This window comes from Pseudomonas sp. XS1P51 (assembly GCF_054897845.1).
In genome coordinates, this window is sequence record NZ_CM142707.1 from 525,160 (window position 1) to 538,337 (window position 13,178).

The 13,178-nt window shown below is 60.5% G+C and carries 13 protein-coding genes; 10 read left to right on the forward strand and 3 right to left on the reverse strand.

What is annotated here, in order from left to right; translation table 11 throughout:
* Window positions 1-321: 321 nt before the first annotated feature.
* The 10 genes from ACYZUD_RS02515 to ACYZUD_RS02560 all read left to right on the forward strand — a co-directional run bounded on the left by ACYZUD_RS02515 (window position 322) and on the right by ACYZUD_RS02560 (window position 10,081).
* Window positions 322-1,089, forward strand: a complete 768-nt coding sequence (locus tag ACYZUD_RS02515) for an SDR family NAD(P)-dependent oxidoreductase (RefSeq protein WP_462022444.1) — start codon at window positions 322-324, stop codon at window positions 1,087-1,089.
* Window positions 1,090-1,232: 143 nt separating this feature from the next.
* Window positions 1,233-2,039, forward strand: a complete 807-nt coding sequence (locus tag ACYZUD_RS02520; RefSeq protein ID WP_462022445.1) for a transporter substrate-binding domain-containing protein — start codon at window positions 1,233-1,235, stop codon at window positions 2,037-2,039.
* A gap of 66 nt (window positions 2,040-2,105) precedes the next feature.
* Complete coding sequence (locus ACYZUD_RS02525; protein WP_462022446.1) at window positions 2,106-2,780, forward strand: amino acid ABC transporter permease; 675 nt, start codon at window positions 2,106-2,108, stop codon at window positions 2,778-2,780.
* A complete protein-coding gene (locus ACYZUD_RS02530) occupies window positions 2,780-3,535 on the forward strand; it encodes an amino acid ABC transporter permease (RefSeq protein WP_462022447.1) in 756 nt (251 codons plus the stop codon). Before ACYZUD_RS02525 ends, ACYZUD_RS02530 begins: the two co-directional genes overlap by 1 nt.
* Window positions 3,510-4,184 (forward strand): amino acid ABC transporter ATP-binding protein, encoded by a 675-nt coding sequence (locus ACYZUD_RS02535; protein ID WP_462022448.1) that lies wholly within the window; start codon window positions 3,510-3,512, stop codon window positions 4,182-4,184. Before ACYZUD_RS02530 ends, ACYZUD_RS02535 begins: the two co-directional genes overlap by 26 nt.
* Before the next feature lie 26 nt (window positions 4,185-4,210).
* Window positions 4,211-5,920: an FAD-dependent oxidoreductase gene (locus ACYZUD_RS02540; RefSeq protein WP_462022449.1), complete on the forward strand. Its 1,710-nt coding sequence runs from the start codon at window positions 4,211-4,213 to the stop codon at window positions 5,918-5,920.
* 167 nt (window positions 5,921-6,087) lie between these two features.
* Window positions 6,088-7,023 carry a dihydrodipicolinate synthase family protein gene (locus ACYZUD_RS02545; protein ID WP_462022450.1) on the forward strand — a complete coding sequence of 312 codons (936 nt, stop codon included), beginning with the start codon at window positions 6,088-6,090 and terminating at the stop codon, window positions 7,021-7,023.
* Window positions 7,024-7,036: 13 nt separating this feature from the next.
* On the forward strand, window positions 7,037-8,164 hold the full coding sequence (locus ACYZUD_RS02550) for an NADH:flavin oxidoreductase/NADH oxidase (RefSeq protein WP_462022451.1): 1,128 nt from the start codon (window positions 7,037-7,039) through the stop codon (window positions 8,162-8,164).
* Window positions 8,165-8,186: 22 nt separating this feature from the next.
* Window positions 8,187-9,317, forward strand: a complete 1,131-nt coding sequence (locus ACYZUD_RS02555) for an NAD(P)/FAD-dependent oxidoreductase (RefSeq protein WP_462022452.1) — start codon at window positions 8,187-8,189, stop codon at window positions 9,315-9,317.
* A gap of 23 nt (window positions 9,318-9,340) precedes the next feature.
* Window positions 9,341-10,081 carry an SDR family NAD(P)-dependent oxidoreductase gene (locus tag ACYZUD_RS02560; protein WP_462022453.1) on the forward strand — a complete coding sequence of 247 codons (741 nt, stop codon included), beginning with the start codon at window positions 9,341-9,343 and terminating at the stop codon, window positions 10,079-10,081.
* Between the two features lie 107 nt (window positions 10,082-10,188).
* On the opposite strand, the gene ACYZUD_RS02565 is transcribed toward ACYZUD_RS02560, so the two are convergent.
* From ACYZUD_RS02565 to ACYZUD_RS02575, 3 genes are all read right to left on the reverse strand, one after another.
* Window positions 10,189-10,821: a histidine phosphatase family protein gene (locus ACYZUD_RS02565; RefSeq protein WP_462022454.1), complete on the reverse strand. Its 633-nt coding sequence runs from the start codon at window positions 10,819-10,821 to the stop codon at window positions 10,189-10,191.
* Between the two features lie 144 nt (window positions 10,822-10,965).
* On the reverse strand, window positions 10,966-12,099 hold the full coding sequence (locus tag ACYZUD_RS02570) for an enolase C-terminal domain-like protein (protein WP_462022455.1): 1,134 nt from the start codon (window positions 12,097-12,099) through the stop codon (window positions 10,966-10,968).
* Entirely contained in the window at window positions 12,096-13,163 is a 1,068-nt protein-coding gene (locus ACYZUD_RS02575; RefSeq protein ID WP_462022456.1) for a carbon-nitrogen hydrolase family protein, read from the reverse strand. Before ACYZUD_RS02575 ends, ACYZUD_RS02570 begins: the two co-directional genes overlap by 4 nt.
* Between the last annotated feature and the right edge of the window lie 15 nt (window positions 13,164-13,178).

Genomic DNA, 13,178 nt, shown 5'->3' on the forward strand with positions numbered 1-13,178 from the left:
ACGGGCGCGCATCCCTTTCAAAATTATGCGAACACTAGTTTGCAATGCGCACAATTGTGCGATAAGTTAACTGCCACATCGAAAATAAAAAAAACACGAAACGATGGAGTGGCACTGATGCATTCAGCTATGCGTTCAACACGTGCGCGAAGTCATTCGCCCGCGCTTCCTCTCGCCCTTTGGGCTCTGTCTCGACGTCTGCACGCTATTAACGGCGGCGCGTCATTTCATCTGTGTATCGGCGGTCGGTAACTCGGCCAGACAACCTGTTTGCCTGCGCATTGGCACTGTCGATGCCAGAGCTGTTTCATGGAGTCTCCAATGTTTGACCTGAAGGGTAAGACGTTGCTTGTCACAGGCGCATCCAAGGGCATCGGCGCAGCAATTGCCACCGCCCTGGGTGAGGCGGGTGCACGAGTGATTGCGCACTACGGCGGTGATCGGGAAGGGGCCGAGCAGGCGCTCGCGAATGTGCCGGCCGCAGACAAGCTGTTTTTGCAGGCTGACCTGCATGACCTGGCTGCCGTTGAAGGGCTGTGGGATCAGGCGCAAGCCTGGCAGGGCCGCATCGATGGCCTGGTCAATAACGCGGCGATCATGCGCTGGCACGGTGGGTTGGCCGCTGACGATGAAACCTGGGACAGCGTCTGGGAGGAAACCCTCAGCGTCAATGTACTGGCCCCGGCCCGGTTGATCCGGCGTGCGGTGAAGCACTTCCAGGCCAATGGCGGAGGCATCCTGATCACCATCTCCAGTTGGGCCGCGCAGCGCGGGGTGACCAACCCGGACACCATCGCCTACGCCTCCTCGAAAGCCGCGGTGCGCTCGATGACCCAGACCGTGGCGCGGGCGTATGCCAAGCAAGGAATTCTCGCCTATATCGTCGCGCCCGGCGTGGTGCGTACGCAGATGTCCGAATCGTTTGCCCAGACTCAGGGCGGCGAGGAGGGCGTTACCGCGCAACTGGCAATGGGCGAGTGGGTGCCGCCAAGTGATATCGCGGCTCTGGTGGCGTTCCTGGCCAGCGGTCGTTCAAGGCACCTGAGCGGTGCAACGCTGGATGTAAACGGCGCCAGTTACGTGCGCTGAGTGGATTTACTGCAACCTAAAAGTGCGCGATGGCATCAACTGTTCGTATTGCGCATAAAATTATTGACACAGATGCAGCGAAGTCAGACATTGAGATTCCAGCCTGTGCTGGCGTCGCCTGTCATCCCAATCAGGAGTTTCACATGCTTAAACTGAAAGCTGTCATTCTCTCACTGGCCGTTGTTGCCGCGGTCGTGTCCGGCGCCGTGCAAGCACGCAGCCTCGATTCGATCATCCAGAGCGGCACCTTGCGCGTCGGCGTAAACCCGAACTTTCCACCGATGAGTTCTTACAACGACAAGAACGAACTGGTGGGCTTCGACATCGACGCTGCCAACGAAATCGCCCGTAACCTCAACGTGAAGGCCGAGTTCGTGCCGACCGAGAGTGCACAGCGTGTGCCGTTCCTGCAATCGGACCGGATCGACATTTCCCTCGGCGCCCTGACGCGCAACTCCGAACGCGCCAAGCTGATCGACTTCACCGTGCCGCTGCACACTGAATCGATGGCGGTGCTGACCACCGACAAGCTCAAGGTCGATAACTGGAAACAGCTCGACAGTCCGGACATCAAGCTGGTCAACATGCGCGGCAACTGGTCGGTCGACTACCTGAAAAAAGAACTGCCTAAATCCAACGTTCTGTTGGTTGAAACCATTGCCGACACTGTACGCGCAGTGGCCCAGGGTCGTGGTGATGCGATCGTCGAGAACATCGACTTCTTCATGAACTTCACCAAGAACTATCCTGACGTCAAATGGCGTGTGCTCAAGGACCCGATTTCCGTGGGTTACGACTGCATTGGCGTGGCGAAGAACAGCACCGGCCTGCGCGACTACCTGAACGTCGTGCTGTTTGAAATGCACAGCAACGGCTTCATCAATACCACCTGGCAGAAAGCATACGGTGCGCCGATGCTCAAGCCGGTGGACGCAAACCCGTACTTCTAACTCCCGCAACGACTCGTACGCAGCCGGTTGGCCGGGTACGGGTCGGCGAAAAAGACGGATAGCCTCGTGGACTACACCTTTCAGTTCTCCAACGTGATCCAGAACCTTCCCTATCTGTTGAAGGGGGCGGTGCTGACACTGGAAATCGCGTTTGTTTCGTTCTGGCTCGGGTCTGCCATCGGTCTGGCGGGCGCCATGGCCAAGTTGCATGGCGGGCGCCTGTTGCGCGGGTTGGTCAGCGTCTACATCACGCTGTTCACCAACACCCCGGCACTGGTGCAGATTTTCTTCCTGTTCTACGCCTTGCCGGATGTCGGCATCGTGCTGGAGCCGATGACGGCCGTGCTGATTGGCCTGACACTCAACTCCGGCGCTTACCTGACCGACATCCTGCGTTCCGGCGTTGAGTCGGTGCGCAAGGCCGAGATCGAAACCGCCGTGACCCTGGGCATGTCCGGGCTACAAACGGTGCGATACGTGATCTTGCCGCACATCGCCAAGACCATTTACGCGCCGCTGTGCAACTTCTTTGTATGGCTGGTGCTGGGCAGCTCGATCGGTGCCATTTTTGGTGTCGAGGAGCTGACCGGCAGGGCGATCAATATTTCGACCGCCAACCTGCGAACGATAGAAACGTTCTCGGTGGTGGCGGCGATTTACGTGGCATTGACCTTTATTGCGTCGATTGCTTTGGGGCTGGTTGGCCGTCACCTGTTCCGCGCAAAAATCAAGGTGTTCTGATGTTCGATCTGATCATTTCCCAGGCTCCGCGATTCTTCACCTGGTACACCTTTATCTTCGTTCTCGAAGCCATGGGCCGCACCTTGATGATGACTGTGATCGGTTGTTCCGTGGGAGCTGTCGCCGGTTTTGCAATCACGGTCATCCGCAGTACTACCAGCAACTGGATGATGCTGTTTCGCCTGGCTGTGACGGTTTACGTCGAGGTGTTCCGGCGCATCCCGTTTCTGGTGATCCTGTTCATTGTGATGTACGCCTCGCAGGGGCTTGGCTCAAACATTTCGCTGTCGGCGATCGCTACTGTTTCGATCTGCCTGGTTGCCACCGCGTTCCTCTCGGAGATCATTCGTGCAGGCCTCGAATCGGTGCCTCGGCAACAGCTTGAAGCGGCGCAGGTGATGAACTTCGGCTTCAGTCGCACGCTGTTCATGGTGCTGTTGCCACAGTCCTGGAAAGTCATCCTGCCGCCAGCCTTCGCCTTCATGGTGATGTTCATCAAGGACACCTCGCTGGCGTCGCAGATGGGCGTCGTCGAGTTGACGTTCACCGGCAAAGTGCTGATGAACCGAGGCTATTCGCCGTTCCTGGTGTACGGCGTCATCCTTGCTGCTTATTTCGCGTTGTCTTACCCACTCAGTCGATTGGGCGCTTATCTGGAGAATCGTCTTGGCTCACCTCAACGTCGTAAATCTGTCCAGCGCGTACGCGCAAATTCCGGTCCTGCAAAACGTGAGCTTGTCAGTCGACCGCGGTGAAGTGATCAGCCTGATCGGACCGTCCGGGTCGGGCAAAAGCACTTTGCTGCGGGTATTGATGGGGCTGCTGCCGCCAACGGCCGGGCAGGTGTTGATCGATGACGAGCCGCTCGACTACGTGTCGAAAAGCAGCCTGCGGGCCGCGCGGGACAAAATGGCCATCGTCTTTCAGCAGTACAACCTGTTTCAGAACATGGACGTGCTGCGCAACGTCACGATTGCGCCGACCAAAATCAAGAAGCGCCCGCACGCCGAGGTCGAAGTCGAGGCCAAGGCGTTGCTGAAGAAGGTCGGGCTCGGGGAGAAATATCACGCCTACCCGGACGAGTTGTCCGGCGGTCAGCAGCAGCGTGTGGCGATTGCCCGGGCGCTGGCGCTGCGCCCACAGATCCTGTTGCTGGACGAAGTGACCGCTGCCCTCGATCCGGAGCTGGTCAACGAAGTGCTCGACACGGTGCGGGCGCTGGCCAAGGAGGGGATCACTATGTTGCTGGTCTCCCACGAGATGTCCTTCGTGCGTGAGGTCTCGACTCGCATCGTCATGATGGACAAGGGCCAGGTCGTCGAAATCGGTACACCGCAGCAGATCTTCGAGGCGCCGGTCGAAGCCCGGACGCGTGAGTTCGTCGGCAAGATCCTGCGCCACTGAGACCCGCAATTGAAAGGAGACGCTGGATGAAAGGCATTGCGATCACCTTCGAAGGTACCGAGCTCACGGCCCGTCACGGCGAGTCGTTGGCGGCGGCGCTGATCGCGGGCGGTGTGCGGCATTTTCGGGAAACCCGCAGCGGTGCCTGTCGGGGGATTTTCTGCGGGATGGGTGTGTGCCAGGAATGCCTGGTTGAAATCGACGGTCGGCCGAATCAGCGGGCGTGCATGACCAAGGTCGTGGCGCCGATCAGCGTCAAGCGCAGTATCGGTAACCCGCAGCTACCGCTGGATGTGGTGCAAACCGTGGTGATCGAGCCGATACCGGTACGCTCGCCGGATGTGCTGGTGATCGGTGCCGGGCCGGGTGGTTTGTCGGCGGCGCTGGCAGCACGGCAAGCGGGCGCGAGCGTGGTCGTGCTGGATGAACGGAGCATCGCCGGGGGGCAGTATTACAAGCAGGTCAGCGTCGAAGGCCCGGACATCGTACCGCCCGACCGCCAGCATCGACAGGGCGCCAGACTGATCGCCGAAGTGCGGGCAGTGGGTGTCGAAATGATTGGCGACGCGCTGGTCTGGGGAGCATTCGAGCCCGGCGAATATGGGGTCGCGATCAATGGCCATACCCAGCGCTGGAAACCGCGCTGCACGGTGATTGCCACCGGTGCTTATGAGCGTGGTTGGCAAGTGCCGGGCTGGACGTTGCCGGGAGTGATGACCACCGGCGCTGCGCAGACGTTATGGCGTACTGCCCGGCGTTTGCCGGGGCGGCGCGTGCTGATCGCCGGCAATGGCCCGCTGAACCTGCAACTGGCCGCCGAGTTGCGGGCGGGCGGTGCGACGGTGGTGGCGGTGGTCGAAGCGGCGGCCGCGCCGGGCGTGACGACGTTGGCCAGTTTGCTGCGCATGGCAATCGCTGCGCCTGGGCTGATGCGGGATGGCCTGGCGTATCGACTGGCGTTGTACCGCGGTAAGGGCCGAATGATTCACCGGGCATTGGTATCCGGTATCCAGGCGCAGGGCGAGACGTTGCGGGTCAGTCTGTGCGATACCGACGGTCAGCCGCTGCCGGATGTTTTCGAGGTCGATTGTGTGTGCCTCGGCTATGGCTTCGAACCGGCCAATGAGCTGCTGCGGGCGTTGGGCTGCAGTCACGATTACGACGAGCAGCGCCGGCAATTGGTGACCCGTCGCGACGCGCGCGGCCAAACCGATATCGATGGCGTGTTTGCCCTTGGCGACTGTACGGGCCTGGGCGGTGCCAAGGCAGCATTGGCCGAAGGACGCATGGTCGGCCTTGAAGCCGCCATTGCCTGCGGCTTCAAACCGTCTGGAGAGTTACACGAGAGTGGCCGCGAAGCCGAAGCCGAACTCAAGCGGCAACGGGCGTTTCAGAAAGCCTTGTGGACGTTGTACAAGGCCGATGCAAAACCGCCCGCGTTGAATGCGGCAGCGAAGGACGGATGCCTGGTGTGTCGCTGCGAAGAAGTCAGTTTTGCCACCCTGCAGCAGGCGCTGGATGACGGCATCAGTACCGTTGGCGCAATCAAGCGGCATACACGGATCGGCATGGGCCGCTGCCAGGGCCGTTATTGCGCGGCGACGCTCGACGAAAAAGTCTGTGCGCTCACCGGGTCGCAGCGCTCCGAACTGTCCGGTTTTGCTCCGCGTTTGCCGGTCAAGCCAGTGACCATCGCTGAATTGGCCGGTTCGCTGGAAAAAGTCAATCAACTCTAGCGCGAACTAATGTTCGCTATGCTAACATCCGTTCGCGGATGCGCAGGATTCTGTCGCTTCGAATAAGGCTTTTCGAGTCGGACCGACAGTTAAAACGTCATTCATTGACACAAATGCGCGAACACAAACCGTATCCGCGCACAAACGTACGAAGATCGGAGTTAAGCATGAGCAAAGAATTTCGCGGCAGCTACGGCGTGACAGTGACGCCTTTTACCGCTGACGGCAGTCAGATCGACTACAAGGCACTGGCCGCGTTTATCGAATGGCAAATCGCGTCAGGCTCGCCGGGTATCATCATTCTGGGCACCACTGGCGAGTTCTTGACCATCTCCGATGACGAACGTACCCAGTACATCGAAACCACGGTGAAACTGGTCAACGGCCGCATTGATGTGCTGGTCGGCACCATGGACGCCTACACCCCCAACGCCGTGCGTTACACCCGTGAAGCCGAAGCGCTGGGCGCCGACGGTTTCATGATCGCGCCGCCGTATTACTACACCCCGACCGAAGACGAAATTTTCAATTACTACCGGGCGATTTCCGAGTCGACCTCGCTGCCGATCATGCTCTACAACAACCCGGTGACCACCAATGTCGACATGTCCGCCGCGCTCGTCGCGCGCATGACCAAGGCTTTCGACAACGTGCGTTACATCAAGGAAGCGAGCATGGATGTCGGGCGTATCTACGACATCGTCGAAGGGACTCAGGGTGTGATGAACGTGTTTGCCGGCGAGCGCCCGGTCGAGAGCTTTTTGCTCGGCGCAGTCGGTTATGTGAACCCGTACGCCAACTACATTCCACGGGCGTCGACGCGCCTTTGGGAAGCGCTGGTTGAAGGCAAGCTGCAAGAGGCGGGCAAGATTCAGGCGATGATCAGCAGCTTCGATCACATTATCGCCGAAGGTCACCCGACTTATGGCCATCAGTGCTATTCGAAAGCGTTGGCGGCGTCGCAGGGTTACCCGGTCGGTGACGTTCGCGCGCCGTTGACGCCGTTTGCCGACCTCGGTCAGGAAGGCGTGGACCGCCGTGCGCGGATCGTCAGCATCATTGATGACATCAACAGTTACGTTGCTGCCCAAGCGGCGAAATGATCAGGGAGCAGGGATGAGCCGTCCGCCGTTGTTCACGCCTTTCGACTCCCGCGGAGTGCGTTTTCGCAATCGCCTGGTGGTGTCGCCGATGTGTCAGTACCAGGCCGTCGAGGGCCTGATCAATGATTGGCATTACGCCCATCACGCCCGGTTTGCACTGGGCGGGATCGGTGGGGCGCTGCTCGAAGCCACCGCGGTGACGCGCGACGGTCGCATCAGTCCCGGCTGCCTGGGGATCTGGAACGACGAGCAAATTCCCGGTCTGCGGCGCATCGCCGAACTCTATCATCAGCACGGTATACCGCTGGGCGTGCAATTGGCGCATGCCGGACGCAAGGCCAGTTCGGCAGTGCCATGGCTCGGCAGCGGTCCGCTGACTGCCGACAGTCCAACCCCGGCATGGCCGACGTTGGCGCCTTCGGCACTGGCGCATAACGACGATTGGCCGACGCCCGCAGCCGCCCGTCTCGATGACATTCAGCACGTCATTCAGGCGTTCGCCGAGGGCGCTCGTCGAGCGGTTGAAGCGGGGCTGGATTTTGTCGAAATTCACGGTGCGCACGGCTATTTGATTCATGAGTTTTTTTCGCCGTTGGCCAACCGCCGCGACGATGCCTATGGCGGCGATTTTGCCAACCGGGCGCGGCTTGCGCTGGAGGTTGTGCGGGCGGTGCGCGCGGTGGTACCGGCGAGCATGCCGGTGTGGTATCGCGCTTCTTGTGTGGACGACGGGGAAGGGGGCATCAGCCTTGATGACAGTGTGCGCCTGGCCGGTTTGCTGGCGGCTGAAGGCGCTGATCTGGTGGATTGCTCGGCGGGCGGGATTCTGGGCCCGGTCGCGCGTTCTGCAACCGTCGCCACGCCGGGGCACCAAGTGCCGTATGCCGCGCGGATCCGCGCCGAAGCGGATGTGGCGACCATGGCGGTCGGGCTGATCACCGGGGCACGGCAGGCCAATCAGGTGATCGCCGACGGTGCCGCCGACCTGGTGGCATTGGGTCGGGCATTGCTGGATGATCCGAGCTTCGCCTATCACGCGGCACTGGAACTGCGAGTGCCCGACGCCCATGATTTGCTGCCGCAATCCCACGGTTTTTTTCTCGCCCGACGTCAGGCGCACACGCAGGTGAAAGCCACATGAGTGATCGACCGGAGTTGTTCCCATGGCCGATGTGATTGTCATCGGCGGCGGTCTTGCCGGCTGCGCCACGGCCTATTATCTGGCCAAGGATGGCGTTGATGTGTTGCTGCTGGAGCGCACTGAACTCAACACCCAGGCATCGGGTTCGAATGCCGGCAGTCTGCACGCGCAGATTCCTCACGATCCGTTCGTCAATAAGGGGCCGGAGTGGGCGCGGCGGTTTGCCCCGAGCATCGAGTTGATGGCGCGTTCCATCGCCATGTGGCATGAGCTGCCGAAAGAGCTTGGCGTCGATCTCGAAGTCTCGACCAAGGGCGGTCTGCTGGTGGCGACCACCGAGCAGCAATTGCGTGAAATCGAGGCCAAGGCTGCGCTTGAACGCGAGCACGGGCTGGAGGTCAATCTGCTCGATCAGACGGCGGTGCGCGAACTGGCGCCGTACCTCTCGGATCGAGTACTGGGTGGCGCATTCTGTCCGATTGAGGGCAAGGCCAGCCCGCTCATCGCAACGCTGGCCTATGCCGATGCGGCGAAGCGACTGGGGGTGAAATTCCGCCGCCACAGCGAGGTCGTCGGCATCGAACGTGACCAGAAGAATTTCCGTGTGCGGCTGGCTGACGAAGACCTGATCGCCCGTCGCGTGGTCAATGCCGCGGGCGCCGACGCCGGGCGAATTGCCGCGATGCTGGGCATCCACACGGACGTGCAGGGTTTTGCGATTCAGGTCGCGGTGACCGAGCAGACCGGGCCGTTGATTCCGCATCTGGTGTACTCGGCCGGGGAGAAACTCACGCTCAAACAAAACGCCATCGGTTCGGTGCTGATCGGCGGCGGCTGGCCGGCGCGCTGGCACGGTCGTGGGCATCCGGTGACCGACCCGGACTCGCTGGCGCAGAACATGGCGCTGGCGCTGCAAACCGTCCCGACGCTTGGCCCGTTGCGGGTGATCCGCACATGGGCCGCGGTAGTCAACGGTACCGATGACTGGCGGCCGATCCTTGGTGAAGTGCCGGGCGCGCCGGGGTTTTTCATGAACTTCTTTCCGTGGATGGGCTTTACCGCCGGCCCGATCATCGCGCGCATCATCGCCAGCCTGGTGCAGGGCAAACCGGTGCCGCTGGACATTGATTACCGACCTTTCCTGTGCCAGTGATGGCCGAACCCGCGGAGCCGAACATGACTGAAAAAGTAGTGCTGATTACTGGTGGCGCGGGCGGTCTGGGCCAGGCTTTCGCTCAACGTTTCCGGCAGGCAGGTGCGCGGGTGTATTGCGCCGATCTACCGGTCTCAAACGGGGATGACACGGAGGGCTTCATCGGCTGCGATGTCACTTGCGTCGAAGATTTGCGGCGGACCGTGGAGCAGGTTCTGGCGAAAAGCGGTCGGCTCGACGTGTGCATCGCCAATGCCGGTTGGGTGCCGCCATGGCGCAGCACCGGCGAACTGGATGTTGCCGAGTGGGACCAGGCGCAAGCGATCAATGTTCGCGGCGTGGCGTTCACCCTCTCGGCGAGCGCCGAAGCACTGAAGGCCAGTCGCGGCGTAGCGCTGTTGATGTCATCGGTCAACGGCCGCTTTGCCCATGGTCAGCAGATGGCTTACAGCGCGTCCAAACACGCGGTGCTCGGGATTATGCGCGCAGCCGCCCGCGACCTGGGGCCGCACGGTGTGCGCGTTAACGCTATCGCCCCTGGGCCGGTCGCCACGCAAGCCTTGCTCGGGCGTATCGCGGCACGAAATCCCAGCCTCGAAACGGCGTCGCAACACGCGCTGCAATCAATGGCCGAACGCAACGCGCTGAAGCGTCTGGTGAGTGCCGAAGAAGTCGCCGAGGCCGGTTATTTCCTGTGTTCGTCGGCGGCCAGCGGAATCAGCGGCGTGGTGTTGCCGGTGGATGCGGGTATTGAGAGTTTTTGAGCTCAAGGCAGGCTCTGAGTTGGGCGTGTCGTCTCCGTCAGGCGGGATCGGCTGATCGTTGCATGGCTCAGAGCAAAGGACGCGCGCTCGGGATTGTCCGTTGCTAATCAGCAGCGCGTTGACTGTCGAGGGGGGCGAGGGTTGCCGTCCGGTCGGTCGTTGCCCGTGATCCAGAAAAAACGACCGTTGCGCAGCATGAGCACTTTGTCCTGCGGGATCTCCAGGTGCGCGATGTCAGCGGTGGGCACATCACCCAGCATGGCAAGCAGGCTTCTTACGATGCCGGCGTGAGCGACGATTACTGTGTCTCGCTGCAGCGACTGTAGAAAACTCCTCATGCGCTCGATAACTGCCGGGTAGTTTTCACCTCCGGTTGGCGTGAAGGAAAACGTATCCTTTTGCCGCTCAAGGAGCGCTGCGGGTTGCTGTTGGTCGATGTCTGCCAGGGTGAACCCCTCCCAATTGCCAAACGATATTTCGATCAAGCGCTCATCGTTGCGATAGTCATGAGCGGGAAGCGCCAGCTCCTGTCGCACAAGCTCCATGGTCTGGCGTGTGCGCAGCAGCGGGCTGGCAATGAAATCCATGGCCTGTAGAGGTGGCAGCAGCCATTTGAGAATGTTGCCGGAGATTCTGGCCTGCTCTTCACCGATGGCGTTCAGGGGAATATCCCGGCGACCTTGCATACGTTTTTGCGCATTCCAGTCGGTTTCTCCATGACGGATCAGGTAGAGGGTCAAAGTCGGTGGAATCATGGCGTATCTCGGTTGGCGAGTGGGTGCGGGTTTGAATGGGCGGGAGGGCGTGTGGGCTGAGTCCCGGCGTGACGAATTGAAGTGTGCGATGCCCGGCCCCTGGACATCGCACTGATGTGCGAGTAACGATCAGTTCAGGTTGACCCGATATCGCTCCACGGCATGCTCATCCCACTCCATGCCGTGCCCGGGTCGGTCAGGGCTGACAGCATAACCGTCCTCCTGGTGTAGCGGTTGTTGGAGAATGGGATCGGCCATCGGGAAGTACTCCAGCATGTGTGCCGTGGGCGTCGCCTGTAGCAAGTGAATGCTGACTTCCTGATAGAAGTGGTTGGATACCGGAACCTGCCTGGCTGCGCACACACCGCTGGCCTGCAACCAGCCGGTGACACCGCCCACTCGGGCGAGGTCGGGCATCATGCAGTCCGAGGCTCTGGCCTCCAGGCTATTGGCAATTTGCCGTGCCCCCCACAGATTCTCACCCAGTTGCAGCGGCGTATGGATACTGGCTGCAATGTGAGCATGACCCTGATGGTCGTCGAATCGTGTGGGCTCTTCGATCCATGTCAGCCCCTCATCGTCCAGGGCGCGGCAGCGAATGACCGCTTCCGGCACGCTCAGGCTCTGGTTGTAGTCGACCAGCAGCGCTGCCCGGCCATTGAGCGCCCGCTGGGCGCCCCTGACGATTTGCAGATCCTGCGCCAACGTCGGGTGACCTATTTTTATCTTGATCGCCAGAAACCCTTGTTCAACGGCTTCGCCCACATTACGCAGCGTTTCCTGGAGCGAATCCATGCCGTAGCTGGCGTAACACAACAGCCGCCCACCGTTCGCTCCGACTTGCCCACCCAGTAGATGGATCAGTGGTTGACCGGTGAACCTGGCCAGTGCATCCCATAGTGCGGTGTCGATAGTTGCCAGCACCATATCGAGCAAGCCGGCAGTGCCCAGTAAACGAAACTGACTTTGCAGATGCAGTGATAATCGTTGCGGTGCGATTGCCTGTCCCACCAGCAGTTCAGACAGTCTGGTTACCAGGTGTGCCGACGCACCCAGCACTTTGGGTGTGTAAGTAAAGAGATAGGCTCGGCCCGTCACGCCGGCATCCGTCTCGACATCAATCAGCAGCAGCGGAGCACTCTGTACCACGCCACTGGCGGTGCGTAACGGTTGCCGCAGTGGAACGACAAGGGTTCTTGCCGTGACCGAGGTGATGACTGGCAGGCTTTCGCCGCCAGTCGAGGTTATGCCTGTGTTGCTCACGCTTCGGAGCCGGTCAACGTAAGCGCCGCAAGACGGCTTGTTTCGCCTTCGACCGGGTCTGGCACTCCGGCCGAGGTGTAGGGATCGCCGCTATCGAAAAACTGCGCAGGCGCCAGTGCACGACGATTGACCTTCACATCGAACACGTCGAAGCGATTGTAGTAACCGACGACGTCCTGGAACTGCTTGGGAACAACGCAACGGGCAAGGTCGATGTCACCGTACACGATGCCTTCCTCATCGCGTAATGTCTCGCTGATCGCGGTGCCGTCCGGGCCGAGAATCATCGAAACGCTTTTTGGTGACTCTTCCAGCAAGCGGCGTACTTGCGGGTTATCGCGGCAGACCATTTCGATCGCTTCAGGCGGCAGGAAACCCGAAGAGACGATGTTGAACAATTTGCCCTCGAAAGCATGGGCACCGGCACGCAGACGAATCGATGCTTCCAGGTCGTAGCCGGCCTCACCCAGTGGGTGAGTTGGCCAGCGCGGCGAGAATGATGAGATGTGAACGTTTTCGCCTTGAGCCAGCAATGAGTAGCGGGCCAGGCTGTTGGTGTTTTCACCGCAGACCAAGGCGCCGATACGTCCGACCCGAGTGTCTACGACACGCAAGCCGCTGCCGTCACCCGGCGCCCAGGTCAGTTTTTCCCAGTGAGTTGGCACAAGCTTGCGGTGACGGTTGAGAATGCTGCCGTCATCACCGATCAATACGTTGGTATCCCAGATGCAGCCGAAGCTGTTCGGTGTGCCTTCGTTGATGCCCATCGAAATGAACACGCCCAAGCGTTTGGCCAGGCTGCGCAGACGCGCCATTTCTGGGCCGTCGATGAGCACCGCCGACGACGCCATCTTGAAGAAGAACTCATGGGTATCAATGGGTGCCCAGACGCCAGACCAAACCGGAAAGCAGGACAGGAAGGCTTCCGGGAACGCGATCAGCGACGCACCGTTGCCGGCCGCTTCGATGATCATGTCGCAGGCCTTTTCAAGTGTTGCCGGGGTGTCGAAATACACGGGTGCGGCATGGCAGGCGGCCGCTTTGAATTTTGGATAGGTTTTCATAAGGTGATACTCCTT

Bases quoted from the DNA above. Each gene is read 5' to 3' on its own strand.
- ACYZUD_RS02555 (WP_462022452.1), top strand. From the start codon at position 8,187: ATGGCCGATGTGATTGTCATCGGCGGCGGTCTTGCCGGCTGCGCCACG.
- ACYZUD_RS02550 (WP_462022451.1), top strand. From the start codon at position 7,037: ATGAGCCGTCCGCCGTTGTTCACGCCTTTCGACTCCCGCGGAGTGCGT.
- ACYZUD_RS02515 (WP_462022444.1), top strand. From the start codon at position 322: ATGTTTGACCTGAAGGGTAAGACGTTGCTTGTCACAGGCGCATCCAAG.
- ACYZUD_RS02540 (WP_462022449.1), top strand. From the start codon at position 4,211: ATGAAAGGCATTGCGATCACCTTCGAAGGTACCGAGCTCACGGCCCGT.
- ACYZUD_RS02545 (WP_462022450.1), top strand. From the start codon at position 6,088: ATGAGCAAAGAATTTCGCGGCAGCTACGGCGTGACAGTGACGCCTTTT.
- ACYZUD_RS02520 (WP_462022445.1), top strand. From the start codon at position 1,233: ATGCTTAAACTGAAAGCTGTCATTCTCTCACTGGCCGTTGTTGCCGCG.
- ACYZUD_RS02575 (WP_462022456.1), bottom strand. From the start codon at position 13,163: ATGAAAACCTATCCAAAATTCAAAGCGGCCGCCTGCCATGCCGCACCC.
- ACYZUD_RS02560 (WP_462022453.1), top strand. From the start codon at position 9,341: ATGACTGAAAAAGTAGTGCTGATTACTGGTGGCGCGGGCGGTCTGGGC.
- ACYZUD_RS02530 (WP_462022447.1), top strand. From the start codon at position 2,780: ATGTTCGATCTGATCATTTCCCAGGCTCCGCGATTCTTCACCTGGTAC.